Annotated in this window: 23 protein-coding genes and 1 pseudogene; 6 read left to right on the top strand and 18 right to left on the bottom strand. The window is 37.6% G+C overall.

What is annotated here, in order from left to right:
- The first annotated feature begins 12 nt into the window (after positions 1–12).
- The 3 genes from CWR48_RS11725 to CWR48_RS11715 all read left to right on the top strand — a co-directional run bounded on the left by CWR48_RS11725 (position 13) and on the right by CWR48_RS11715 (position 1,449).
- Positions 13–231, top strand: coding sequence for a spore germination protein (locus tag CWR48_RS11725; RefSeq protein WP_115773419.1), 219 nt, complete (start codon positions 13–15; stop codon positions 229–231).
- Positions 232–734: 503 nt separating this feature from the next.
- Entirely contained in the window at positions 735–1,220 is a 486-nt protein-coding gene (locus CWR48_RS11720; RefSeq protein WP_115773418.1) for a DUF2975 domain-containing protein, read from the top strand.
- A 10-nt stretch (positions 1,221–1,230) separates the two neighbouring features.
- Positions 1,231–1,449 (top strand): helix-turn-helix domain-containing protein, encoded by a 219-nt coding sequence (locus tag CWR48_RS11715; protein ID WP_115773417.1) that lies wholly within the window; start codon positions 1,231–1,233, stop codon positions 1,447–1,449.
- Between the two features lie 203 nt (positions 1,450–1,652).
- Here the strand turns inward: CWR48_RS11715 and addA are convergent, their stop codons facing one another.
- The 4 genes from addA to CWR48_RS11695 form a co-directional block, all read right to left on the bottom strand.
- A complete protein-coding gene (addA, locus tag CWR48_RS11710) occupies positions 1,653–5,393 on the bottom strand; it encodes a helicase-exonuclease AddAB subunit AddA (protein ID WP_115773416.1) in 3,741 nt (1,246 codons plus the stop codon).
- Entirely contained in the window at positions 5,386–8,880 is a 3,495-nt protein-coding gene (gene addB / locus CWR48_RS11705) for a helicase-exonuclease AddAB subunit AddB (RefSeq protein WP_115773415.1), read from the bottom strand. Before addB ends, addA begins: the two co-directional genes overlap by 8 nt.
- 123 nt (positions 8,881–9,003) lie before the next feature.
- Positions 9,004–9,555 (bottom strand): signal peptidase I, encoded by a 552-nt coding sequence (lepB, locus tag CWR48_RS11700; protein WP_115773414.1) that lies wholly within the window; start codon positions 9,553–9,555, stop codon positions 9,004–9,006.
- Between the two features lie 65 nt (positions 9,556–9,620).
- Complete coding sequence (locus CWR48_RS11695) at positions 9,621–10,295, bottom strand: TVP38/TMEM64 family protein (RefSeq protein ID WP_115773413.1); 675 nt, start codon at positions 10,293–10,295, stop codon at positions 9,621–9,623.
- 224 nt (positions 10,296–10,519) lie between these two features.
- On the opposite strand from CWR48_RS11695, the gene CWR48_RS11690 reads away from it, so the two are divergent.
- Positions 10,520–10,909 (top strand): YhjD family protein, encoded by a 390-nt coding sequence (locus CWR48_RS11690; protein WP_115773412.1) that lies wholly within the window; start codon positions 10,520–10,522, stop codon positions 10,907–10,909.
- Here the strand turns inward: CWR48_RS11690 and CWR48_RS11685 are convergent.
- The 3 genes from CWR48_RS11685 to CWR48_RS11675 form a co-directional block, all read right to left on the bottom strand.
- Complete coding sequence (locus CWR48_RS11685) at positions 10,857–11,378, bottom strand: competence protein ComK (RefSeq protein ID WP_115773687.1); 522 nt, start codon at positions 11,376–11,378, stop codon at positions 10,857–10,859. The two genes, CWR48_RS11690 and CWR48_RS11685, sit on opposite strands and share 53 nt — an antisense overlap.
- Before the next feature lie 642 nt (positions 11,379–12,020).
- Positions 12,021–13,016, bottom strand: a complete 996-nt coding sequence (gene lplA, locus CWR48_RS11680; RefSeq protein WP_115773411.1) for a lipoate--protein ligase — start codon at positions 13,014–13,016, stop codon at positions 12,021–12,023.
- Between the two features lie 94 nt (positions 13,017–13,110).
- Positions 13,111–13,845, bottom strand: coding sequence for an MBL fold metallo-hydrolase (locus CWR48_RS11675; RefSeq protein ID WP_115773410.1), 735 nt, complete (start codon positions 13,843–13,845; stop codon positions 13,111–13,113).
- Between the two features lie 369 nt (positions 13,846–14,214).
- Between CWR48_RS11675 and yhfH the strand changes: the two genes are divergently transcribed.
- Positions 14,215–14,343 carry a protein YhfH gene (yhfH, locus tag CWR48_RS11670; RefSeq protein WP_114916036.1) on the top strand — a complete coding sequence of 43 codons (129 nt, stop codon included), beginning with the start codon at positions 14,215–14,217 and terminating at the stop codon, positions 14,341–14,343.
- An 85-nt stretch (positions 14,344–14,428) separates the two neighbouring features.
- Here yhfH and hemY read toward each other — a convergent pair whose 3' ends face one another.
- The 4 genes from hemY to CWR48_RS11650 form a co-directional block, all read right to left on the bottom strand.
- Positions 14,429–15,829, bottom strand: coding sequence for a protoporphyrinogen oxidase (gene hemY / locus CWR48_RS11665; RefSeq protein ID WP_115773409.1), 1,401 nt, complete (start codon positions 15,827–15,829; stop codon positions 14,429–14,431).
- Entirely contained in the window at positions 15,826–16,761 is a 936-nt protein-coding gene (gene hemH, locus CWR48_RS11660; RefSeq protein ID WP_115773408.1) for a ferrochelatase, read from the bottom strand. The genes hemY and hemH overlap by 4 nt, the downstream gene beginning before the upstream one ends.
- Before the next feature lie 103 nt (positions 16,762–16,864).
- Positions 16,865–17,899, bottom strand: a complete 1,035-nt coding sequence (gene hemE / locus CWR48_RS11655) for a uroporphyrinogen decarboxylase (protein WP_115773407.1) — start codon at positions 17,897–17,899, stop codon at positions 16,865–16,867.
- Positions 17,900–18,093: 194 nt separating this feature from the next.
- Positions 18,094–20,268 carry a transglycosylase domain-containing protein gene (locus CWR48_RS11650; RefSeq protein WP_115773406.1) on the bottom strand — a complete coding sequence of 725 codons (2,175 nt, stop codon included), beginning with the start codon at positions 20,266–20,268 and terminating at the stop codon, positions 18,094–18,096.
- A gap of 160 nt (positions 20,269–20,428) precedes the next feature.
- On the opposite strand from CWR48_RS11650, the gene CWR48_RS11645 reads away from it, so the two are divergent.
- Positions 20,429–20,932, top strand: coding sequence for an antibiotic biosynthesis monooxygenase family protein (locus CWR48_RS11645; RefSeq protein ID WP_115773405.1), 504 nt, complete (start codon positions 20,429–20,431; stop codon positions 20,930–20,932).
- A gap of 16 nt (positions 20,933–20,948) precedes the next feature.
- Here the strand turns inward: CWR48_RS11645 and CWR48_RS11640 are convergent, their stop codons facing one another.
- The 7 genes and pseudogenes from CWR48_RS11640 to CWR48_RS11610 all read right to left on the bottom strand — a co-directional run bounded on the left by CWR48_RS11640 (position 20,949) and on the right by CWR48_RS11610 (position 24,944).
- Positions 20,949–21,203, bottom strand: a complete 255-nt coding sequence (locus CWR48_RS11640; protein ID WP_115773404.1) for a zinc ribbon domain-containing protein — start codon at positions 21,201–21,203, stop codon at positions 20,949–20,951.
- A 102-nt stretch (positions 21,204–21,305) separates the two neighbouring features.
- Positions 21,306–22,211 (bottom strand): aminoglycoside phosphotransferase family protein, encoded by a 906-nt coding sequence (locus CWR48_RS11635; protein ID WP_115773403.1) that lies wholly within the window; start codon positions 22,209–22,211, stop codon positions 21,306–21,308.
- 44 nt (positions 22,212–22,255) lie between these two features.
- Positions 22,256–22,786 (bottom strand): cysteine hydrolase family protein, encoded by a 531-nt coding sequence (locus CWR48_RS11630; RefSeq protein WP_115773402.1) that lies wholly within the window; start codon positions 22,784–22,786, stop codon positions 22,256–22,258.
- A 135-nt stretch (positions 22,787–22,921) separates the two neighbouring features.
- The gene (locus CWR48_RS11625; RefSeq protein ID WP_115773401.1) at positions 22,922–23,404 is read right to left on the bottom strand and encodes a GNAT family N-acetyltransferase; all 483 of its coding nucleotides are present in this window, start codon (positions 23,402–23,404) and stop codon (positions 22,922–22,924) included.
- 132 nt (positions 23,405–23,536) lie between these two features.
- A complete protein-coding gene (locus CWR48_RS11620) occupies positions 23,537–24,097 on the bottom strand; it encodes a histidine phosphatase family protein (protein WP_115773400.1) in 561 nt (186 codons plus the stop codon).
- Positions 24,098–24,177: 80 nt separating this feature from the next.
- Positions 24,178–24,329, bottom strand: a pseudogene (locus tag CWR48_RS21205) (HIT family protein); the annotation flags it as partial.
- Positions 24,330–24,380: 51 nt separating this feature from the next.
- Positions 24,381–24,944: a GDSL-type esterase/lipase family protein gene (locus CWR48_RS11610; protein WP_115773399.1), complete on the bottom strand. Its 564-nt coding sequence runs from the start codon at positions 24,942–24,944 to the stop codon at positions 24,381–24,383.
- Between the last annotated feature and the right edge of the window lie 55 nt (positions 24,945–24,999).

Genomic DNA, 24,999 nt, shown 5'->3' with positions numbered 1-24,999 from the left:
AAGGTGAACAGAATGCCATCTATCGTCGGACCAATTAAAATAAATAGTGTTAGTGGTGGAGTCGTTAACTTTGGCGATTCATTCTATTTATCACCAAAAACCAATTCAAAGACCAATACCGGCTCTGGTTCCTTTAATACAGGTGATTTCATTACTGCAAATAATGGAATCAGTTCGACAAATCCATTTGATCCCGATGTAAACGATCAAAACAATACTGCAAATGCTTAGAAAAGAGAAAGCACCCTGTGTATATAACGGGTTCTCCTTAGAAGTGCAAAAATCAATTTCACAATATATTTTTAACGTGAATTCACACATGAATTCACGTTTTTTCTTTCCTTGAAATTACTACACTCTTTGATGTTTTTATTAAAATTCAAGCAGGATTTCGCACACCAATTCTCGAATATGGAAATAATTATTGCACAGTGTTAATTTAACTGTGAATTATGAAGGAGGAATAGATATAGAGTTTTTTAAATCTAAGAAAACCCAAAGTAGTGGAAATTTGCAGAAGAAACTATTTGGAAGTTTTGTAGAACAAGTTGTAAATTTAACATTTTAAAGTAAGAGCATTTCTTTGTAATGAGAAATGCTTTTTATTTTTGTCAAAATTAAAAGGATATTTCAATAACACAATAATAATATAATAAGAAACAATATTAATTTATTGTTAATCGATAAATAATATGATAAAATCATGTTGTCATTAAATAAGTGAGGTGTTTTAAATGAATGTTAAACGAGGCTCAACCACTTTCTTAAAGGTAATTATTTTTCTGGTTGGAATTGCAGTGCTTGCTTTATGTATATTTTTGGTGCCCCATATGGCCAATTTCGCAGCAAAAATGTATCCAAATATCGCCCCAATGAAATATCTCGTTTTCATCGTGATGTATGGAGCAGCTGTGCCTTTTTACTTTGCTCTCTATCAGGCTTTCAATCTTTTACGGTATATTGACGAGAACACAGCGTTCTCGGAATTATCTGTAAAGGCTTTAAAGAACATAAAGTGCTGTGCGATTACAATCAGTGGTTTGTATGTATTAGGTTCGCCACTCTTTCGTTTTATAGCGAAGAAAGTTGACCCTCCTATTGGATTAATATCACTCATCATCATTTTCGCTTCGTTGGTTATCGCCGTTTTTGCTGCTATCCTCCAACGGCTTCTACAAGAAGCGATTAACATAAAATCAGAAAATGATTTGACGGTCTGAGGTGGAGGATATGGCAATTATTATTAATATTGATGTAATGTTAGCAAAACGAAAAATGAGCGTAACGGAGCTTTCGGAGAGGGTTGGAATTACTATGGCGAATATTTCCATTCTGAAAAATGGGAAAGCAAAAGCGGTTCGTTTTTCGACATTAGAAGCGATATGTAAGAATTTGGATTGTCAGCCAGGTGATATTTTGGAGTACAAAAGCGACGAAGACACTCAATAAAAACAGACAACAAATTTATTTAACGGGAGTCGTTAGAGAATTTAAGGGACAGCCATTAGGCTATCCCCTCTTTGCGTTTATTGATGTTACTCAGAGAATTCCACTAAGAATTGCATTAATATTAGTGACAAAAAATATGATGTGATTTGCAATGTTTGCACCCAAAAAGGGAACCCATTACTGTGTATTGAGTGCTTTCTCTTTTATTCATCTTCCACTTTAATAAGCAATTGCTTGGAAAAGAAATACAAATAAGTTTCTTTTACAGGCTGCTTCCAAATCTGCTCAATCGCATGTCTGTATAATTTCAATTGGACTTTATAGCGATTTGTTAAATTTTCTCTTACTTTATCCGTGACATCTTCATTGATTGCATCTGTTTTATAATCCAGAATGATCCATCCATCATCTTTCGGGACAAGACAGTCTATGATACCTTGAACCAATACTTTCTCATCCATTTCGCTTGTCCAGGAAGCATATACTTCACTTGCAGGCAATGTTAAGCTAAATGGTACTTCACGATAATTAGTAGATACCTCATTCATAATATATTGCGCAATTTCCGTATCAAAAAATTGCGCAATTGCAGCAATATCGATAACCTCTGCTTCCATTCTTGTCAATATTTCTCTTTCAACAAGAACTTCCAAAAATTGCTCAATTTCAATGCCACTTAATCGCTTCTTCATTGGCAAATGCTGCATAACCGTATGCATAGCTGTTCCTATTTCAGCAGCGGTAATTATTTTTTCCTTTTGCATAAAGTTTGGTCGCTTGACAATTGGTGCCTGGAACTTTCTTGTAATAATGTCACCACTATAGTTATCCATTATTTCTTGTTGTCGTTTAATTTCAGTAACTGATTGTTTCGCACGCGTTTTTACCGCTTGCTCATATGGATAGTGATAAGATAAACGTTCCTTTACTTCTGCTTCCAATGCTTCATCGATTATTTCAACTGGTTGCCAGTTCTTAATTTTTTCCCTTAGCTGTAAATCCGATTCAATGTCTTGTTCTTCCAGGTTCGTTAATTCACTTGCATGGACGACGGTAACCTGCCATTGTGACTGATCCGATTGGATTGCTTCTGCCACATTTTCACCGATTTCCTCTGTTCTTAAACTCGTGCTCGATTCATGGCGAATTAATGCAGGTCCAACCCAATCCAAATATGTCTTTGAATCTTTTCGATAATAAGTTGGCAATACCCAGTCATCGTGATGGACTATCTTCTGCCATTTTTCTTGCTTCGCCTCAAATGAAGCGACACTACCAATCATCACCAACTTTTCCTTCGCCCTAGTTAGTGCAACATATAATACTCGCATTTCCTCTGCCAATAGCTCCCGCTTCTTCTCTTCCTTTAGCGCGTGATAGAACAAGGTTGGGTACGTAATTCGTTTAACAGGATCGATGTATTTACTCGCAAACCCTAAGTCCTTATGCAACAGATATTTTTGACTTAGGTCCCTGAAGTTAAACTCCTTGTCCATTGCACCAACAATGACGACAGGAAATTCTAACCCTTTACTTTTATGAATCGTCATCATCCGCACAACATCTTCCTGTTCACTTAATGCTCGTGCTGCCCCAAGATCATCTCCACGTTCTTCCATCCGTTCGATGAATCTTAAGAAACGGAATAGCCCACGGAAGGACGTCGCTTCATAACCTCTCGCCCTATCGTAAAGTGCGCGTAAATTTGCTTGCCGTTGACGTCCGCCTGGAATCCCACCAACAAAATCATAGTATCCGGTCTGCCGATAAATATCCCAAATTAGCTCAGATAATGCTCCTTGTCTTGAGGCCATTCGAAATGCATGTAATTGATCGAGAAAATTCGTTACCTTGTCTGCTATTTCATTTGTATTCTGTTGTTTATATTTATTCAAGGCATCATAATACGTATTTGCACGGTCTGTCAGCCTTATCTTCGTAAGCTCATCCTCATTCAAACCAACGATTGGCGATTTTAATACCGATGCAAGTGGAATATCTTGTCTCGGATTATCAATCGCCTTTAGCAAGCTAATCATGACTTTTACTTCAATAGCTTCAAAATATCCCGCCTGTAGCTCTGCATAAACGGGAATTCCTTGTTTCTTGAGTTCCTCAACAATCGTCGGTGCCCATGTCATCGATCGCATCAAGATAACAATATCACGATATTGAATGTCACGCTGCGTGCCAGTACCCTTATCGAAGACTTGTAAAGGTGTATTTTCGTCTGTTAGCCCAATCCATATTTTAATCTTTTCAGCATATGCCCGAGCCTCTAACTGTGCCCGCTCCAGATCTTTAAAATTCTCTTCGTCCTCTAAGATATCCTCTTTTTCTTCCTGATCCTCACGATCAATAATTAAGAGCTCTGGGGCCGGCTCCGCAAACGCTAATGCATCATACATTTTATTGCCATAGATTAATTCTGCGTTCTGATCATAATCAATATCGCCTAATTCCTCATTCAATATCTGTCTAAAAATATAATTTGCACCTGTTAATACCTGTTCCCTGCTTCGGAAATTACTTGCTAGGTCAATTCGCTTCCCATCACTATCATCTGTAGCAAATCGTTTATATTTCTGGATGAACAAGGATGGCTCGGCATGGCGAAAACGATAAATACTTTGCTTCACATCCCCTACCATAAACCGATTTCCCGGTCCTTCTTGATCACTAATTAATGATAAAATCGTTTCTTGAACAAGGTTCGTATCCTGGTATTCATCGATTAATATTTCGCTAAACTGTTTTTTATATTGAATAGCAACATTGGATGGAAGAGGATTTTCAAGGCTTGATGAATCTGCTGTACTCGTTAATAACTGTAAACAAAAATGCTCCAGATCGGAAAAGTCAACAATCGCCTTTTCCTTTTTTAATTCCTGAAACTTCTCCCTAAATTGCTTCACTAACTCTGTTAACTGACGAATAACAGGAGCAAGCTCACGCATATCCACCACATGGCTAGTAAGATTGCGGTTAAACCAGTTATCCTTCATATTATTCCAGCGCTTCTTATAGCTGTCCCGAATCTTCTTCACTTTTTCTTTCTTCGTCTCGTCACATTCTTGTTTCTTCCTTGATAATGCAACAAACTTACTTGAGGTAATAAATGCTTGTAAATCATCCCAGGAATCTACGACATTCATTGCCGCATATAATTGATTAAGATCGGCTTCAATCGCTTCGGTATATTGATATGGACCATCTACTTCAAGTGTTAACGTTAATGCCTGATGCATCTCTTCTTTAATTGCTTCTATTTGATTCCCTACCTCACGTTTGATTAGATTTAACCAGGTTAATTCGGTTTCCACCCAATCTTCCGGAATCTCATATGTAGACGCTAGCCCCTCAAGCCACACCTCTGGCCAGGGATTTTGAACCGAAAAGGTATAGAGATCAAGTATTACTTTTTCAACGTCCAAGTCACTTCGATCATTCGAAAAACGGTCGACAACAGCGAAGAAGCGCTCCTGCTCTTCGCCTTCTTGGCCATACCAGTCCTCAAATAAATCATCAATAACCTCTTGCTTAATTAGATCTATTTCCATATCATTTGCAATCCGGAAAGCCGGATCAATATCTATTAAATAGGCATATTGCCGAATTACCTCTAAGCAAAAGGAATGCAAAGTTGAGATCGATGCACGTTGTAATAATGATAGCTGTTTTTTTAAATGATTAGAGGTTGGATTCAGTGCAAGCGCCTCTTCTAATGCGATTCCAACACGATTACGCATTTCCTGTGCTGCTGCATTTGTGAACGTCACAACAAGCAGGGAATCAATATCGACTGGGTTACCCTTCTTTAACAGCTTCTGGATGATTCGCTCTACTAAAACAGCTGTTTTTCCTGAACCAGCTGCAGCCGCGACGAGAATATCCCTTCCTTCCGAATAAATTGCCTCTTCCTGCTCTTTTGTCCAATTAACCATCCGCTTCAACCTCCTTGCTTAATTTCTCTAAAATCTCATCATCCTTCATGTCCTGCAACTTCCGGTAGTTATTCTCTTCTAAAAGAGGATCAAACTGACAAACAGAATGAAACGGACAATGCGTACAAGCAATCTGCTGTTTATGCTGATAAGGATTTAAGTGAACCCCACCAGTTGTCATATCGACTCCTGCTTGCATCATTAACTGGTGAATATGGGTCTGCAGGCTTGAAAAGGTTTCTTTACTAGCAACCTTTGAATGATGATTAAATGTACCGTCTTTCTTGAATCCAGCAGGTATAACCTGACTTGTTCCAGTCGAAAGCGACGTATCCATCATTTGTACGACTTCTTCATTAGACAATAAGAGGCCTTTCATTTTATAATCCTTAAAAATCTCTTGTTCAATCATTTCTTCGCTCATTTTCTGCGAGCCTAGAATCATCGGATTATGGACATGAAAGTAAAGCACGCCAGCTGGTGTTGCCTTTACACCAAGCCATTTTTCCGAATGTGATAACACAACATCTAGGTATGCAAGCATCTGTAATGCAAGTCCATAATATACTTCCACTAAATTTAGACCTTTAGAGCTTGATTTATAATCAATGATTCGTAAATAAAGCTGGTCATGATTCAACCCTTTATCGACACGGTCAATTCTTCCTCGCAGCAGCAGTTCAAACCCGTTTGGCAGTTGCATCGTTAATGGTGGAAGTATTTCACCATCACCAAATCCAAGTTCTAAGCCGACTGGTGAGAAATTACTTTGCCTTGCCTGTTCACTTAAAATATAGGCGGCTCGCGCAATAATTTCCTGAAGCTTCTTGCCGATATATTTATAACGGTTGGAGCTATGCAGGATTTGATGCTGCAAAATTGGTGCTAATGTTACTACTGCTCTTTCGGCATATTGATCCGTGTCTTGCTTCCTCAATTGCGCAAAATCTTTACCATCCGCTTTAATCCATTCCGTAATAATTTTAATTGCCTCATGGAAAAGCATCCCAATATCTGGGGCATCTAATTTATATGTTTGTCTTTCGTTTAAGTTTAAGCTATATTTTGCAAAATGTTGATATGAACAGCGATAATAGGTTTCTAACCTACTAACACTCGCCTTCACTTGCTTCGGATAGAGCTCTTTTACCGTATCTACTTCTAAATCGATTGGCATATTTTGATAATATAGACTCTGTAAAATTTGGTTTGTTGTACTATCTTTCTTATGGTTTGCGACATACCAATTGTATACATGCCACCAGATTGCTTTTACTGGATAGCCTTTTCGATTACGCGCTAGCTGAGCTGTTAATGCTGCTCTCGTTTTTACTGGTGTCGTAATAAAACGGTCTGCCTCGTACAATTCATCTGGATCCTGCAATAATAGATGGCCCTTGCAACTCGGAAACAGATTATCTAATCTGCCAATTAATTGCGATGGCATCTTCGCCTTACCTTCCTCATCACTTAAAGGATAGCTGACCCATAAATGATCTTCCGCGGTAGTGAAGGCAAGATACATGTAAAACCAATCATCGAGTAATTGCCGCTTACTACTATCCGCAAGCTTTATACCTTGTTCTGCTAATAATTCTCTTTCCACTTCATTAATCATTCCATCAGCAGGCGGCTTCATTGGCCAGACACTGTCATTTACCCCAAGTAAGAAGGCACATTTTACCCCACTCATCCTAGAACGATCAATCGTACCAACAATAACATGATCAATACTTGGCGGTACATGTGAGAACTTCAATGTTTCAAATCCTGCATCCAATGTCTTGCGGAAGGTTGCAAGCGTCATCTTCTCTTCGCCAGCCATCTCAACCATTTCGTCAAATAATTGGATAACAGCATTCCAAACCTGCTCCTGCTCCCGCCCTTTTTCGATTTCGCCTTCCTCATCAAATTGCTGTCTCAGCTTCTCTAACCGATTAGGAACGCCGAGTGCTTCCAGTAACAGATATATCGTTTCGCATAATTCTCTTACCGTTTCCACCTGTCTAATTTGCTCATCAAAGGATTGTAAGGCGCGAACGACTTGATAACGATATTGATTGATTCGGTTTTGTGTATTTTTTTCAGATGTTGTTTGTGTTGCTTGATCAAAACCTCTGAATCGTTGGAATCTCCACTGCTGTTCGCCATTCCAGCGCTCCCTGGAACGAATGCCATATTCCAGTACATAATTTTCCAACTCGTCAATCGCATCATTCGTTAATGGATATTCTTTATCTGAAGAAGGGATAAAGCCCGTTTTCAATACCCTGAATATCGCATCATAACGCCAATTTCCCTCTACAATATCTAGTATAGAGCGGATAAATTCAATTAAGGAATGGTTTAACATCGTTCGCTTTTCATCAATAAAGACCGGGATACCATGGTCCCTGAAAATTGTCCGAATCAGATCATGATACATATCGGTTTGCCTGATCAGCACCGCAATATCTTGATATCGATAATTTTCCTCGCGAACTAGCCGAATCACTTCCTGTGCCACACCTTCAACCTCTGCCCTTGGGTGAACGGCTTCAGCAATCGTTATAGGCACTTTTCCATTAAAGGCTGGTGATGGTCTTGTATCAAAATACTCCTCCAAATGATAGAAATAAGGTCGCTCACGAAACTTTCCTTTCGCTGTCCCCATCACAATTGGCTCTTCAATAATAATTTGGTTCTCAGCAGCAATTTGCCGTAATGTTTCGTATGTTTCAGTTGTTTGATAGAATAAATCAAGCTCTGTTACTTCTGCTTGTGGTAAATCCAATGTTAAGGCAATATTTACCGATTTACACTTCTTCATTAATGCTTCAACAACCATTAGCTCTTGTGGTGTGAAGCGATGGAATCCATCAAAATATATTTCAGCGCCATCCAAGATTGTCGTTTCTGGAATTTTATTTGCTAATAATTGCAGCTGGTCTTCACTATCAATATATTTATCTTGTAATGCGTACACTAACTTTTCATAGATATACACTAAATCTTTTAATTTGCGGGTTAAGGCTTCTTCCCCTGCCTCTTTATGTACGAATTTAGCCATCTGTTCAATTTGCATATGGATTAATTCTGGCGTTACTTGATATCGTTTGAACTCAGTAATCATTGTCTCCAACTGCTTAAGAAATCCTTGTTTCTCCATTGCCTTTTGGAAGGTCAACCATTCCCCTTGCCGTTCCTCGATAATCTTCCGCAACATCATTTGAATTCCAACCGAACTAATGAATTGTTTCGTCCCGCCACCAGTCTCCTGCAAAATCCGCCAAGCAAGTCGGGAAAAACTCACAACCTGTCCACGAATACTCCCTTGTAATTCCTTATCGAGAAAAAGCGTATATTCTTGTTGGAAGGTCATTTGATCTGGCACGATATAAAATATCGGTCTGCCAACAGGATCTTGGATTAATTTCTCTTTTATTTCATCTAACATTCTGCCACTTTTTCCAGTACCAGATTTTCCAATAATAAATTGGAGTCCCATGAATGATTCCCCCATTCTTACTTATTATAAAGTGAAACTCCATTCAATGGAGGGTTTATCCTTCCCCAAAGAATGAAGTTCTTTGCTTTCTTATCTGCTTACAAACATCCATGTTACTTCTTATCATTTACCGAGACTTAATGACATTTGTGAAATTGGCCAATACATGGCATCGACTTTTCCTACCAATTGCTCTGACGAAATAAAGCCAAAGGAACGACTATCTAGACTGTCCTTTCGATTATCCCCCATTACAAATAATTTCCCTTCAGGCACAATCGTTTCTCCTGTCAACTCTTTTAGTGTGAAATTATCGGTAAATGGTTTTGTATCGCTCGCCTGAACATACGTATCAAGAAATCCCTCTTCTATATACTTGCCGTTCACATATAGTTTATCACTTTTATACGTAATTTTGTCTCCTGGCAATCCAATGACACGCTTCACGTAATCCTCTTGTTTATTAGCATGGAAGACAACCACATCAAAGCGATCAGCTTGGGCCAAGTTATAAATCACTTTATTTACCATCAGTAGATTTCCATCATGGAGCGTTGGTTCCATTGATCTTCCATCGACAATATAGCTTGCAAATAGTACTGGTCGCAGTGAAAACGCAGCAAGCAAGACGAGTACGAAGATAAGTGTGACTTTCCAAAATTTATTCTTCTTCACATTAATCTCTTCCTCCAGGTTATGATCATCTATACAATTATCATAATACCCAATTAGAGATTATTTTAATCTTTATCTTTATCTTCATGTTTATCCAGATTGAGATAAGACTTGTCAACTACCTTTCGTTGGAGTCTCTGTTCCAGGTATTTTCCTAACATCCAGAACAATATAACGCAAACGATAACGATAATTGTCTTTAATGGATTTTGGGCAAATTCCATAAAACTTGACCCAACATATGCAATCGAAAAGACCATGACAGCTTTTCCCATGAAGACTGCTAGTATGAATTGCTGGGTGCTAACTCGAGATAGCCCAGCCACCACATTAATAACGGCTGAAGGAGAAAATGGAAAACATAATAATAAAAATAGTGGACCAAATCCACGACGTTCTACCCAAGATGTTATCCTAGTTACCTGCTTATTTTCACGAACTTTAGAGAGCAGTTTGGTATGTCCTAATTTACGAAGAACTAAGAAGACACCAATCGACCCAATGCTAGTGCCAAGCCAAGATAATAGGAACCCTTCCAATAATCCATATGCAGCAGCATTTCCAAGTACAAATACCATCAATGGTAAAAACGGCAGAAATGACTCAATAAACGGCAATAAAATTCCCGGAAGTGGTCCTAGCCCCTCATACTGGCTTAATAATTGCAAAATAAATGCTTCTATTCCTTTATCTTCAAGTACAGTTTTCCAATTCGAAAAGGTAATATTCATCAAATACATGTAGTTAAGGCTCCTTATTACGTAACGTTCCTTTTACTTTATCTATTATATAGTCTTACACATATATTTTAAGTTAAACAAGTAAATATGCATAGTTTTATTACCAAAATCAGCCACTTTCTTTTCATTTTAATAAATGTTTGATTATTTTGGTGTATTTTTATTTCATTTTATCATATAATAGAATTAAACAGAACAAACGTTCCAATTAAAAGGAGATTATTATGCGATATCTTAAAGATGAGGAACTGCAAATAGCGACCCGGTATTTATTCCTTTCTATGGCTATCGTTGTTATTAAACAGGATATTCGCCATGTTCAGGAAGGCGCATTTAAAATTAAAGAACCTTATATTGAATTGTTAGAGAAAATGGTAAATGAAGCGGTGAAGGAACGTAGAGATTTGCGTAAGCGTATGGCAGAGCAACATATTCGGGTTATTCGCTTAAATAAGAACGATTCCTTTACTTCGTATTTATTCCAATGTCAGGGTAAACAACAGAAGCAGAATTTCTTTAATCCGTCGATACGTAAGAAAGTAGAGGCAATTATCCATGAACTCATTGTGGTGGCTCTTCCATCTTCTCAGCATTTTTCCGCTGTAAATATTTAATTCGATTATCGAGCAAATAGCGGTATTGTGCGGTTCGTTGCACTTGGTTTAACATAGATCCATAAGATACCTGAAGCTTAATTTTCTTTCCGTTTTTAAAAACGAATTCAGTACTATTCTCTCCAGCTTTATTTATTTGATCAATATGTGAATGTGCAATCCATGAGCATTTGAGGTTCTTCGGAGATGTTGTAGGGAAAAAGTACATTCCACTTATAGGGTCAACTGAGACTGGTGCTTTATGAGTAATTCCACAAATGTCAAGGGTTCCTTCTTGTCTACCTTTGAGGCTCGACCCAAAAAACTTACAAGCATAATCGATTACTTTACTAGGAGAAAAGTCAACAACATACTCTACCTCTTCTTCTAACACTCTTGTAATTGTTTCCCCATTTCGACCCTTTTCGGCAACAACTGCCAACGTTAGCGGTGTTACTTCATAATACGGAGTGTAAAAATCTTTCATCATCAATATTGAACATCCTCCCATATAAAATGAAAAGAACGTGGCTTTATTAATAAGTTATCATAATTTGCTAAAATTAGAAAGTAAAAAAAACAAAATTTTACAAATAGTTTTGTTTTTTTGTTGTTATTGGTATAAACTACAGTAAAGATACTTGATAATATATGAAAATTAACATAGGTTATCACTCCTTTTTTGATAGAATCATCATTATCCGGACAATGAACAAAAGCTTAAAGCAAGTTTGAGCTGTGTACGGACTGCGCCCCACAGGACGTGGGGTGGTTCGACGTTGCCACACGAAGTGGCGAACTTAGTCGAACTTCTCCTTGCCTTTTGAGATAAAGGAAACACGAGGAGCGTAAGCGGTTGACTTAGATTACGGAGGTGAGGGAAGTCTCGCTAACGCTTAAGCGCTAGAGCTGGACGTGGCTATTCTCGGTAATTAAGTTATCCACAACGTTCAAATTTTATAGTTTCCTAAGCAAATAAAAAATAGCCTTACCATTTGATATGGTAAAGCTATCGCTGATTTTAATTTCTATATGTCATTTAGTTTGTCAATTCGAATCTCAATTAGGCAACTTTTTATATATGCCCATCAAAACGAGACCCTTTACAATCTTAACTGAGTTGTTTTTGTTATTAATAAAGTAAGTTAATGAAATCTTCTTTTGTGATTTTTCCTAGATAATGGGATACATCGAAATCTTCTAGCGCTTTTTCAATTGCTTGGCGTTCATGACGCACACCAGTAATTCTTGCTTCCAGATCAGCTATATTACCGATACCAAAGAAGTCACCATAGATTTTACAATTTTCAATGATACCCTTTTGCACATCCAAACGTACATCAACTAGACCAGCAGGGAATTTTGTTGATTCCTGGACGTTATAGGATGGCGATTTGCCATAATTCCATTCCCATTGTTGATAACGATTTTTAGAAATTTCATTGATATTTTTCCAATCTTCTTCCGTTAATACGTATTGCGGGACATCATTGATATTGTCTACTTCAAAGACATGTTTTAGGATTAATTCCTTAAATTGATCGACAGTAATCTTTTCTTCAAGAAATTCAGAGATGGTAGCAACACGACTTCTTACAGATTTGATTCCTTTAGATTCGATTTTAAGTTTATTTACTTTTAATGCCTTCGAAAGTTCTTCAATCTTAGAGTCAAGCATTAATGTACCATGACTGAACATACGACCTCTTGTTGAGAACATTGCATTTCCCGAGATTTTTCGTCCCTCGACAGCAAGATCATTACGGCCTTGCATTTCTGCTGGAACACCTAAGCTCTTCAATGCATCAATCATTGGTTGCGTAAATTTAGCGAAGTTTTGGAAGCTTTCCCCATCATCCTTTGTAATAAAACTAAAATTTAGGTTTTGTTCATCATGATAAACTGCACCACCGCCAGAAAGACGACGAACAACTTTAATTCCTTTTTCCTCGACATAATCTGTGTTAATCTCTTCAATCGTATTTTGATTTCTGCCAATAATGATCGATGGTTTATTAACATAGAATAGTAAATACGTGTCTTTTTCACCAAAGTTTTCTAATATGTATTCCTCAATTGCCAAGTTTACCATTGGGTCAAGAATGCCTTTATTATCGATAAATTTCATTACCAAATACCTCCTAATATTCTATATATAGTAGTTTAATACTAAATTCTGCTTTAATCAAAGATCAGATCTTTGGATTAAGTCGGATATGAAATTACAATGACTTCCAAATAAATCCTTTCGCAGCTAAATTAATTTCCCCTTTATATATCTGTTTTGCCTCTTCCATTAATTGGTTAATGTCGCCAAACTGCGGGAGGTGACTAAGCAATAAAGCTTTGACATTTGCATCACTCGCAATTCTTGCCCCTTCCTCGCTTGTCATATGACCTGCCTTTGATCCATCAAGCCCTGCATAATAATTACAATCGGTAATAAGCAAATCCGCATCCTTCGAAAATGGGATAAGGTCAGACGTGTAACTCGAATCTGCTGTATATACTAGGGTATTTTCACCGTCCGTTACTCGCATTGCATAACATGGAACAGGATGTTTCGTCTTGAAAAAGGTGATCGTGAATGGTCCCACCTCTAATGATTGCTTTGGATCATAGGCAATCCCTTTCGTATAGTCATGTGATAATGACGCAAAGCCATGCTCATCCTCCAAATGCCCATAAATCGGTAGCACTTTTTCCCCGCCTGTTACATTATTCTGTACTAGTCTGGCATATTGTAATACACCAACATCTGCAATATGATCGTGATGATAATGAGAAACGATAACAGCATCAAGCTCAGATACCGCTTTATATTTTTGCAATGCTGATAAAGACCCGCTTCCCACATCAATTAACAAGGAAAAATCATCCTTTTCCAATAAGTAGGATGATGTTGCACCTTCAGCTGCAGGGTAGCCACCCCAATAACCGATTACCGTTAATTTCATTAAAATCACTCCAATTTTTTTATAGTAACAAGGATAAAAATCCCTATCCTAATTTCTCGCGAGCGTTGGCCACGTCCAGCTCCAGCGCTTAAGCGTTAGCGCGACTTCCCTCACCTCCGTAATCTAAGTCAACCGCTTACGCACATTGTGTTTCCTTTATCTCAAAAGGCAAGGAGAAGTTCGACTAAGTTCGCCACTTCGTGTGGCAACGTCGAACCACCCCACGTCCTGTGGGGCGCAGTCCGTACACAGCTCAAACGGGCGCTTCCGCTATTGTAAATTTGTTGTAACACAGCATTGACAAAATGATCGTTGTTGTAATACAATACTAGTAATCAATTAACTAATGATTCGAAAAGGGGGATGAAGATGGAAAACGTTATCGAATTCTTTAAAAATCTACCTAACCGAAAATGCGACGTATGTGGGCAAGACATCGTCGAAAAAGCGGATTGCTATGGTCATGTATGTGACGAATGTGATCATCCTGCAAGATAAGCTTTAATCTGAATTAGAGCAATTCTTCCTACAGCTAGCCTTTTAGCTGTAGTTTTTTTGTAGATAAGAGGGTATACCCTCTTATCTACAAAAAGTCTAATACCTCTGTTGCTGCCTGCTCACCTTGGCTAATGCAATCCGGTATTCCCATTCCATCATAGGAGCTACCAGTTAAATAAACACCTGGTAAGGTTTGCTCAAGTTGACTTCTTACATCTCTTATCCGGTCTAGATGACCAACATTATATTGTGCCCTTCCATCATGCCAACGTGTAATAACTGTAAAATCTGGTTTTGCTGTAATTCCCATTATCTTCTCTAAATCTTTCAAGACGAGATTCGTCAGTTCCACATCCGTTAGATTAACGAATGATTGATCATTTGCGCGACCAACATAACAGCGCAGCATCACTTTTCCTTCTGGTGTCGTTGTCGGCCATTTTTTATTCGTCCATGTGCATGCTGTAATATTATTGTTTTCAACAGCTGGTACTTGGAATCCCGTTCCATCTATATCATTGCTAATTGCTGATTTATCAAATGTCATCACAACATTTGCGGTCGATGTACTTGGAATCTCATCTAAGGTTTTAAAGAAGTCATACGCATCAAACATCCCTGAAACCGTTTGATGTGGCGTTGCTACAATAATTGCATCCGCTTGGTATACATCTCCACTGTCTAACAACAGACTATACCCTTGCTTTTCTTTTTTAATCTGTTGGACAGCAGTATTTACCATTACCGTATTTTCTGCTAATTTAGCTGTAAGTCGATGTACTAAGGTTTCCAAGCCATCACGAAAGGAGAAGAATATTCCTTGGTTCTTCATTTCCTTATTTTCGGGAGGTGTCGGTATCGTCTCTTGTAAGCCTTTGATAATACTTCCATTCGTTTGCTCCAATTGAAGAAGATTTGGATATGTTGCAAGAAGACTCATTTTATCAATATCAGCAGAATGAATACCTGCTAAAAGTGGAGACAATTGTTTGTCCACTAACTCATCACCAAAACGACGGCGGAGGAATAAACCTAAAGACTGATCCTCCTCTGCTTTACTTCTTGGTAATGTAAGATCTTCTAATGCACGATTCTTGCCTACTTCCGAAATTAAAGTGGAAGATAAGAGTGATGCTTCACTTTTCGGTATCCCCATGTAGGTTCCTTGTGGCAGTCGGTGGAATTCATTATCCACAATAATATATGATTTCCCTGTAGAATTACGGATTATTTCATCTTCAAGTCCTAGCTCTTCCACTAATTTAACTGCAACAGGCTTCCTTGATAATAGGGAGTCCGGCCCTTGTTCTATCGTATAGCCATCTTTTTTTAGCGTTTTTATTTTCCCACCAAGTCGTCCACTTGCTTCGATTAATTTCAATTCAATCGCAAGTCCTTGACTGTCGATTTCCTTTTGTAATTTGTAGGCGGCGGATAACCCAGTTATCCCGCCGCCTACAATCACGATTTTCTTCATTTTTTTCATACTTCACTCTTCACTTTTTTTAAGACAACATTTGCTAATGTTTCAATAAATAGTGGGGCAACGTTTGGCATTTCTGGACGATAATATTTTGCACCTAATTCATCGCAAACAACTTTACATTCATAATCATTGTCATATAAGACTTCTAAGTGATCGGCAATAAAACCTACTGGTGCATATACAAACGAACGATATCCTTCTTTATCATATAATTCACGCGTCAAATCCTGTACATCTGGTCCAAGCCATGGATCTGGTGTATTTCCTTCACTTTGCCAGCCTTGTGCATAATTCGCAACACCTGTAGCATCGGCAATAAGCTCAGCGGTTTCCTTTAATTGGTTCGGATATGGGTCGCCATTTTGTAAGATTTTTTCCGGAAGACTGTGTGCAGATACGATTAATACAGCCTTTTTGCGTTCGTCTTCTGACATATTATCAAAAATCGCTTTAATGCCATCTGCCCAGAATTTAATAAATCCAGCTTCCTTATACCAACTCTCGACTGCTTCAATCGTTATTCCGTGTTTTACCGCTTCATTCGCTGCACGGTCGTTATACGATTTCACACTAAATGTAGAATAATGTGGTGCGAGAACAAGTGAAACAGCTTCTGTTACGCCATCATTTGCCATTTCAGCAACAGCCTCTTCAATAAATGGTGCAATATGTTTTAACCCAATGTATGCTTTGTATTCATATTTATCTTGCGCTGCATTTAATTGTGCCTCTAAAGCACTCGCTTGCTGTTCGGTGATCTTCGCTAATGGTGAAACACCACCGATTGCTTTATAACGGTCTTTTAAATCTTGTAGTGCAGCTGCCTCCGGTTTTCTGCCATGGCGAATATGTGTATAATAAGGTTCAATTTCTTCCTCTTTCATTGGTGTGCCATAAGCCATTACTAATAATCCCATTTTCTTTTTTTCCATGTTTTACACCTCTACTTTATAGATTTATCCCGTAAATATCCGATTCTGTTCAACATACAATAAATGGGGATAAAGAAGAACCCCCACGAATCGAAGTTTCTCTTTAAGCTTTTGTATAAGCATGAATATACTCTGTTAATTTCTTCAGTCTTGCTGGATCTATTTCAGGTGTTACCCCGTGTCCAAGGTTAAATACATACTTTCCTTGTTCTAAACCTTCATCCAATATTATCTTCACACGATCTTCAACCGTTTCCCATTTGGAAAGTAAGATTGCTGGATCTAAGTTACCCTGAACGACCTTCGTTACGCCCATTTCTCTTGCTTCCTTAATCGATGTGCGCCAATCAAGGCCAATAACATCGACAGGCAAATCATTCCATTCAAGTAATAGGTGCCTTGCACCGACACCGAAGATAATTAATGGCACTTGATGTTGACGTAATTCAGAGAAAATTCTCGTCATTACTGGTTTAATAAAGATCCGGTAATCGGAAGCATTTAATGAGCCAACCCATGAATCAAAGATTTGTACTGCTTTTACCCCTGCTTCTATTTGTGCTTCTACATATGTAATAATCATATCTGCAAGCTTATCCATCAATGCGAACCATGTTGCAGGCTCACGATACATCAGTGCTTTTGTTTTCGTATAGTTTTTGGAAGGGCCACCTTCAATCATATAGCTTGCAAGTGTAAATGGTGCACCACTAAAACCAATTAACGGTACATCTAATTGCTCTTCCGTTAGTAAACGGATTGTATCAAGTACGTATGGAACATCTGCACTAGGATTTATTTCCCCTAATTTTTCAACGTCCTGAAACGAAGTAATTGGATTATGAATCACTGGACCAATACCAGATTTGATTTCTACATCTACGCCGATCGGCTGAAGTGGTGTCATTATATCTTTATAAAGTATCGCAGCATCCACTCCATAGTTTTCAACAGGCAGGCGTGTTACATACGCACATAACTCTGGCTGATGTGTAATTTCAAACAAAGAATATTTTTTCTTGATTTCTCGGTATTCGGGCTGTGATCTACCTGCTTGGCGCATATACCATGCAGGAATATAATCGGTATCTTCCCCTCTGTATGCGTTTAGGATTGTAGTATTGATTTTTCTCGACATATAAATTCATCCTTTGTAGGTACTTTAAATAGTATATATCTTTATTCAAATAGGGGGTAAGCCCCATAATTTGAGCTTCCATTCTAAACTATAGCCATTTTTATCATAAAAGTGTAGCAATGTGCCACGATTGTCATGAATTTGTCTTATTTAGTAATCATTCTAAACTAGAAAATTTGCATATTAATTGACAATTACCATGATAATTCGATCGTTTCTGATCTTGTGCCTTCTAGCTTCGTAAGTGGATCGTAAGGAACAATATAATACCGATTTGATTTGAATAGGACATTACTAATAATAAACTCGGTTTCTCCAACTACTTCGCCAACTCTTGTATCAATGCCATCTTCCTCACGATAAATTCGGTAAATGACACGTTTATCCTCTGATCCCTGCCATAATAGCTTTCCTTTAACAATAGAAAATCCACCAAATTCATAGCTTGCTTGTAAATTCATAATTAAAGGGAGTGTAATTGGTTTTGGCAAGTCCTTTACCGAATCTGGCTTCGTGAAGCTTTCAACAAGCGGTTCCGTATTATCGATTTCCGTTAATATCGCCTTCGTTAAGCTTGTTGGATAGCTACTTCCACCAGTCAAATAATGTTCCTTATCTGATTTATCATACCCCATCCATAGCGCCATTACATATTGTGGTGTATAACCAACAAACCATGCATCCTTCGTTTGTCCCTCTACTAATGGATGCTCTGTAGAACCTGTTTTTCCTGCTAAAGCCTTATCGAATTCACCTGCATCAGCTGTACCAGTTTCTACCGCTTCTGATAAAATTTCTGTCATATTCCAAGCGACTTGCGGACTAAATATTTCTGTTTCTAATGGTTCTGCTTGATAGAACATTTCTCCACTTTGATTGTAAATCCGGTCAATCGTATGCGAATTGGTTATTTTCCCTGCATTTGCAAATGTCCGGTAGCTCTCCATCATTTGCAATGGGGTAATTCCTTCAGATAATCCGCCTAAAGCGATTGCTAAACCCTCGTCCTGTATATCGATTCCCATCTTTTGTAAATATTCCTTGGAGTAATCAATCCCAATTTCGTCTAAAAGCCAAACAGTCGCAGCGTTATTTGAATACTTCAGGGCATCATAAATCGTGATTGAATTTGAATAAACATTATCTGCATTCGAAACGACATATCCATTATGATCTGTTGCATAGTCGGGCAAAAGTGTATAAGGCTGATACTTATCGGGTTGCATCATGGCAGGCCCATAAACAGCGATTGGTTTAATCGTCGAACCAGGTTGTCTTTTAACTGTCACTCGGTTCAAATCGCCTAGCTGATAATTCCGGCCACCTAGAGCCGCAATAATGTTACCTGAATCCTGATCCATCATAGTAAATGCCCCCTCAATACCAGCTGTATTGCCTGGGAAATAGGACGCTTCTTGGAATTTCTCATAAGCTATTTGCTGTATATCGTCATCCATGTTAACTACGATGCGATACCCACCTCGTTTTAACTCATCAATTGAAAGCTGATGTTCTTCACTTGCTTCCTTCATTACCAGATCGATATAGCTATCTGCCCATGGATTAGCTTCCAGTATTTGTAATGCTAAATCAATCGGTTTCCCCTCTTCAACTAATCTTGTTTCCGTTGAAATCATCCCTGCATCTTCCATTGAATGTAACACGGTATTTCTTCGGTTTAATGCTTTATCAGGATGATTAATTGGCGAGTAGCCATTGGGTGCTTTTGCAAGCCCTGCAAGCAATGCTCCTTCTGCAATCGATAAATCATGAACCGATTTCGAGAAAAAGTAATTCGATGCTGTTTCGATTCCATATACTCCATTACCAAAGTAAATTTCATTTAAATATAATTCCAGTATTTCATCCTTCGAGAATTTCTGTTCGAGATAAATTGCAGCCATTACCTCTTTTGCTTTACGTGACCATGTTTTATCATTGTATAGGAATAAATTCTTTGCTAATTGCTGGGTTATAGTACTTGCACCTTCAACCTTGCTCATTGCTAATATATCCTTATAAACAGCGCGGAAGACTGATTTGACATCTACACCAGCATGCTCATAAAAGCGACGATCTTCTATTGCGATAAAGGCATTTTTCACATGATCTGGTACTTGGTCAATCGATATCATTGTTCGATTTTCATTATATAATTTACCAATGACCTTACCGTCAGTAGTTTCAAGTGTTGTTGTCGTATCTAAAATTAACGCTTCTTCATTGACAACAAGTCGACCACCATATAATACAGCAGCGAAACCAATCACGGCGAGCACAAACAAAATCCCAATAACTGTGAAGAAAACTTTCCAACGCTTTGGCAGTTTAATGCGTCGCTTTTCTTCCTTTTTCTTTCTACTTCTCATTTGTTCACCTCTGTACATACTCCATTATACGGTATTTTTCGACAGGAGCAAACAAGGAAAACCGCTCATCTATCACCTATTATTGTATGAAGATTAGTGTCGCAATCCAGTTTCTGTTGCGTTATGATACAAGTAGATTGTAAAGAGAGGGGTTTCAGCTATGAAGGCATATATGACAAATGGCACAATTGACTTTTTACTAAAACTTAAAGAGAAGCATCAAGATATCCAGCTCTACTTAATGACCAACAGCGAAAACGGCGCTGCATACTATGAAAATTCCAACAAAAAAATATTCAGTGCTGGGCGTGAATATGAAATAGTTATCGAAACTGGTGTATGGAAGGACGAAGGTTATATCGTGATGAATAATATTCCTGTGCAGGAGGAGGAACAGCCTGCATTCGAATATCGCTTTAAAAACAGAAAGAACGCTGCAGATGCGATGCCTGGGTTCACGGCATTTCGCTTGCTACGTCCTATAAAGGGAAATACGTATGTCGTCCTTACACAATGGCATTCATCCAAGGACTTCAGCAACTGGAAGAACTCCGAACAATTTAAGCAAGCACATAAAAACCAAGCAGCAAAACCATCTGCCTATTTTCCAGAGCGACCGTTTATTACGGAATATCAGATGTATGTGGAGGAGGATAGAGCCTGATATCAGGCTCTATCCTCTATTTCCAGCGTTCCAATTTATGAAGTTTTTTTACATACATGCTTGCCAAGAATTGTGGAAAACCCATTTCGACGCATTTGATTTTAACAAATTGTCTCATTTCATCTACCGAAATGTTCTTTTGCGTGAATACTCCTTCCTGATAACAATGCTTACAATACATCGAGCTTTTTACTAAACTCTTTTCCGTACCACGATCTTCCATTTTCTTAAGTGGCATGGAACAGCTTTGGCATTTTTTATAATTTTTCATACTAAGTATCTCCTCTTTCGATATGCTCAAGGCATAATATATAATAAAGCGATGTACCAACTCAGATTTAATCAGCGATTCAGTGTGCCACTCATCTAAAATTTATTTATACCATTTAGGTTTTAATCGTTCAAAGTAATCATGATCATCTAAAAAGAGGTAAACCTTATCTAACATGTCATCCATATTGTCTGGAATTGCTTTTAATGTCCATACTACGGTCGAAAAAACAGACATTGCCAGATAAAGTGAATAAAGCCTCCAAAAATATTCATCTGGTTCAGTGTTATTAAAATAACCTTTGATTTGACCAATTGAGAAGGGAATGCTTACTTCTCTGCTGAATATGCCAATTTTGAGAAACTCATGAATAGGATCTCCCCAATCATTCCTGTCAAAATCAATGATTCCAGCAAAATTATTATTATTCACGATAATGTTTCTGACATGGTAATCATCATGCTGAAGCAGGTTCGGCCGTTCTTTCATAAGATAACGATTATCATTAATGAAATTTATTATTTGCTGATCATTCTTCACTTTTATCCCACAGGATAAATATGATTCCACATATTTCAGGTGTATTTCCTCTTTTCTTACATGCCAAGCAGTAATATAATTTGGAGCAGTACACTGATGAATTTTCCTTAATTCCTTTCCTGCTTCAAATCCAATACGAAATTGTTCCTGGTCTGATATTTTTTGTAACTCATCTGCAGCATCTTTACCTTCTATATACGTTGTGATCATATAACCTCTGCCACCTGCTTCACCAATAGCAAGTGGCCTTGAACATGCAACATCATAATCCTGCATCTTTGCGAGAATTAAATATTCTTTCCTTTTACATTCCAATTCTTCCAAATTGAACGTTCGAAGCAGCAGTTTATTATTTTCCTCATCCATGTGCACGAGGTATTTCTCATCTGAGGAGAACCCCTTATTAATTGGGATAACATCTTTATAATTACGAATGAATGGGACCTGTTTGGCAAGCAGTTCAATCATATTCTTCCCTCCTTATCAAGGTTTGCTGCATTAGATGTAGTCTATCAATTACCATACTTTTCCACATACTCTTCGTGGTCCAATACCTCAATAACTTCCGACCAGTGCAGAACAGTTCCAACAAAGTCACGAATATCTAAACCTTTCATTTCATACGTTTCTTCATCATTTGTTGTACCAGTGGCATCCTCAATGAATGTCACATTATAGCCCCGGTCAAATGCTGCAATAGCTGTGAACATGCAGCAAAATTCCGTATTAAATCCCGTAATAAAAAGATGATCTACACCTAAATTTTCTAACGTATCTGCTAAACTAGTCTGATAGAAGGAACTTTGCGTTTGTTTTTCAATCACAAAATCAGCATAGTCCTTTAATGCATGATGTAATTCCGAACTAGCTTTATTTTTATTAAATGGACTATCCTCAGCTGTTTCTACATGGCGAATAAATATCACTGGTGTATTATTTCCTTTAAAGTCTTGGATAATCTGCTCCATACGAGCAAGCTCCTCTGAGAAATCTTTATACTCAATAATTGCATTTTGTACATCAATGACTAATAACGCTTTCATGATTACCCTCCACGTATTGTTTTTCTTTCCTTTTTTCTAACACTGGGTACTATGAAAAGGACTAGTTTGTTATCAAAATGACTTTCTGCAAATCGATTCAATAAAATTCACTTATTTCTCTGGTAATATTTCCCCTTAGAGAATTACTTGTTCTAACTCCTTTTCCAAACTAATAAATACCTGACCTTCATATGTTCTTTCATCAAATTTAATGAAACCAAGTGAAGTCCAAAAATGAAGCGCCTTCTTATTTGTAGAATGAACCGCTATTTGAATCACATTTACTTGTTTGTTTCGCATTAGTCTTTCATAAAGCTTAAATATTTCCTTTGCATATCCTAAGTTTTGATATTTTTTATGTACAGCAAGTAAGCTTAACCAAGGTTTATTATGTCGAGGGCTGGACATTCCAAAATCAAGAATTCCGATAAATTCATTGTCTTTTTTAATGAAGTATCTTTCTATCTGTAATTCTTCAGATTCCTTGATTATTTCCAGAATATCGTCGTTCTCCAACACTTCTTTTCCGTATGCAATTAGATTATATTCGATATTAGAATTCATAAACTCCTTTTCAATGTCAATCATATCAATATCATTTTTAACCAAAATAAGCATACTTCCATTACTCCTCTACGTAAAAACCCAAATCAAAATTAGTATTAAAGCAATCACTGCCCAGATAACAACTTGCCTATTTTTCTTCAATTTCAATCCCCTCACATAAAAAAATTCAAATCTCAGAATCAGTTATTCTCTGTCCCAAACTCTCGTCACAGTCTGCAAAACCTTCTTATCAAATGTCAGTTTGTAAATATCTGGCATATCAAGGTTTTTCCAGAAATGAAAATCATATTTCTCATCAAAGCAATTCATAATAAGAACTATTGTATTTCCATGAGTACCGACTGCAATATTTTTTTCCGCATATTTATCTAATAACTTGAAGATTGCTGAAACTCCCCGTTTCTGAGCATCGATATTGGATTCCCCGCCCTTCCAGGAAAAAGAGGGATTCTGCCAAACTTTTAGGATGGCTGAATCAAAATCATCTACTGGGTTTTCAGCTAATTTTCGTTCCTTAAAGCCATTTTCAATGATAATCTTTTTACCAATAACCTGGGAAATTCCTTCCACCGTTTGAACAGCTCTCTTGTATTGGCTGGAATTAACAACATCAATTTTCTCGTTCTCTAGAACTTTACTAATCCTTTTTGCATCTATAAAACCCTGTGCAGATAAAGGTCTTCCTAATTCATCAGGTGTATATGCAGAATGTGCATGTCTTACTAAGTATAGATTTGTTTGCAAGATAATTCTCTCCTATGTATAATCATCTAGAAATATGCTTCCATTATTTAATTGCTTCGTCAAGGGCCGAATGACTTACATAGTCCTTTAATCGGGTATGCAATATGTTGATGGACATGGAAATATTCGGATTCAAAAACCACTCCACCATCCGGATCAATTTGTCCACTCGTTATCGCACAGCTTAGGCATTCTACTTCTGGCTCTTTTCTTTACCATTTGCTAAAGTAATCCTTCTAACATCCCAACCCCTAGTCTCTTTTTGAAATGATAATCTGCTTTATTAAATAATCTCATTAATCTTGCAAACTATTAAACGAACAAGAAAATCATAGCCTTCTTCCCCAAAATGAAGGCCATCATTCTTTATTCCTTTAAGCTTTTTAGGATAATCCTTCAGAGCAATCATCTCAGCAAAGAAATCAATAGATTGACTTCCCGTATCTTCTGCAACTTGTTTTACAGTGGAAGCATAATGAGAGAGCACTTCATTTGTTCTTGCAAATTGTACCTTTTCATCCACAGGTGCAGGAGATATTAGAATCGTGCTTTTAGGATTTAACAAAGCTACAATTTTATACAGGTTTGATTTGTAGATTTCCAGATCAATCAACTTATGGAATGCAGCATCATTTGCACCAAACAATACAGTGACTAGATCTGGATGGTGCTTCATCACATCTGATTCAATTCTGGATAATGCATCATTCGTGTTATTTCCTGAAACACCTGCATTAATTATTGTCACATTATCGAGCTGATTTTCTAGTTTCGCAGTGAGCATTGGATTTGAAAAGCCTTCTTTTCTAGCGGTAATACTGTCGCCAAAACATACTATTTTAACCATTCTACCCTCCTATTTCTCATTTCCAAGTTTTCTTGCCACCCATTTCAATCAAGAC

The organism is Oceanobacillus arenosus, from assembly GCF_003369575.1.
GTDB classification, from domain to species: Bacteria; Bacillota; Bacilli; order Bacillales; family Amphibacillaceae; genus Oceanobacillus; species Oceanobacillus arenosus.
The sequence above is the reverse complement of the archived record's forward strand: the minus strand, read 5'-3'. Positions and strand labels throughout refer to the sequence as shown.

What these genes read in the sequence shown, in the direction of transcription:
- CWR48_RS11720 (WP_115773418.1), top strand. Translation starts at nt 735, where the DNA reads ATGAATGTTAAACGAGGCTCAACCACTTTCTTAAAGGTAATTATTTTT.
- CWR48_RS11690 (WP_115773412.1), top strand. Translation starts at nt 10,520, where the DNA reads ATGCGATATCTTAAAGATGAGGAACTGCAAATAGCGACCCGGTATTTA.
- CWR48_RS11695 (WP_115773413.1), bottom strand. Translation starts at nt 10,295, where the DNA reads ATGTATTTGATGAATATTACCTTTTCGAATTGGAAAACTGTACTTGAA.
- hemH (WP_115773408.1), bottom strand. Translation starts at nt 16,761, where the DNA reads ATGGAAAAAAAGAAAATGGGATTATTAGTAATGGCTTATGGCACACCA.
- hemY (WP_115773409.1), bottom strand. Translation starts at nt 15,829, where the DNA reads ATGAAAAAAATGAAGAAAATCGTGATTGTAGGCGGCGGGATAACTGGG.
- yhfH (WP_114916036.1), top strand. Translation starts at nt 14,215, where the DNA reads ATGGAAAACGTTATCGAATTCTTTAAAAATCTACCTAACCGAAAATGC.
- CWR48_RS11675 (WP_115773410.1), bottom strand. Translation starts at nt 13,845, where the DNA reads ATGAAATTAACGGTAATCGGTTATTGGGGTGGCTACCCTGCAGCTGAA.
- hemE (WP_115773407.1), bottom strand. Translation starts at nt 17,899, where the DNA reads ATGTCGAGAAAAATCAATACTACAATCCTAAACGCATACAGAGGGGAA.
- CWR48_RS11715 (WP_115773417.1), top strand. Translation starts at nt 1,231, where the DNA reads ATGGCAATTATTATTAATATTGATGTAATGTTAGCAAAACGAAAAATG.
- CWR48_RS11630 (WP_115773402.1), bottom strand. Translation starts at nt 22,786, where the DNA reads ATGAAAGCGTTATTAGTCATTGATGTACAAAATGCAATTATTGAGTAT.
- CWR48_RS11640 (WP_115773404.1), bottom strand. Translation starts at nt 21,203, where the DNA reads ATGAAAAATTATAAAAAATGCCAAAGCTGTTCCATGCCACTTAAGAAA.
- CWR48_RS11685 (WP_115773687.1), bottom strand. Translation starts at nt 11,378, where the DNA reads ATGATGAAAGATTTTTACACTCCGTATTATGAAGTAACACCGCTAACG.
- CWR48_RS11610 (WP_115773399.1), bottom strand. Translation starts at nt 24,944, where the DNA reads ATGGTTAAAATAGTATGTTTTGGCGACAGTATTACCGCTAGAAAAGAA.
- lplA (WP_115773411.1), bottom strand. Translation starts at nt 13,016, where the DNA reads ATGAAATTTATCGATAATAAAGGCATTCTTGACCCAATGGTAAACTTG.
- CWR48_RS11650 (WP_115773406.1), bottom strand. Translation starts at nt 20,268, where the DNA reads ATGAGAAGTAGAAAGAAAAAGGAAGAAAAGCGACGCATTAAACTGCCA.
- CWR48_RS11625 (WP_115773401.1), bottom strand. Translation starts at nt 23,404, where the DNA reads ATGCTTATTTTGGTTAAAAATGATATTGATATGATTGACATTGAAAAG.
- CWR48_RS11635 (WP_115773403.1), bottom strand. Translation starts at nt 22,211, where the DNA reads ATGATTGAACTGCTTGCCAAACAGGTCCCATTCATTCGTAATTATAAA.
- addA (WP_115773416.1), bottom strand. Translation starts at nt 5,393, where the DNA reads ATGGTTAATTGGACAAAAGAGCAGGAAGAGGCAATTTATTCGGAAGGA.
- CWR48_RS11725 (WP_115773419.1), top strand. Translation starts at nt 13, where the DNA reads ATGCCATCTATCGTCGGACCAATTAAAATAAATAGTGTTAGTGGTGGA.
- addB (WP_115773415.1), bottom strand. Translation starts at nt 8,880, where the DNA reads ATGGGACTCCAATTTATTATTGGAAAATCTGGTACTGGAAAAAGTGGC.
- CWR48_RS11645 (WP_115773405.1), top strand. Translation starts at nt 20,429, where the DNA reads ATGAAGGCATATATGACAAATGGCACAATTGACTTTTTACTAAAACTT.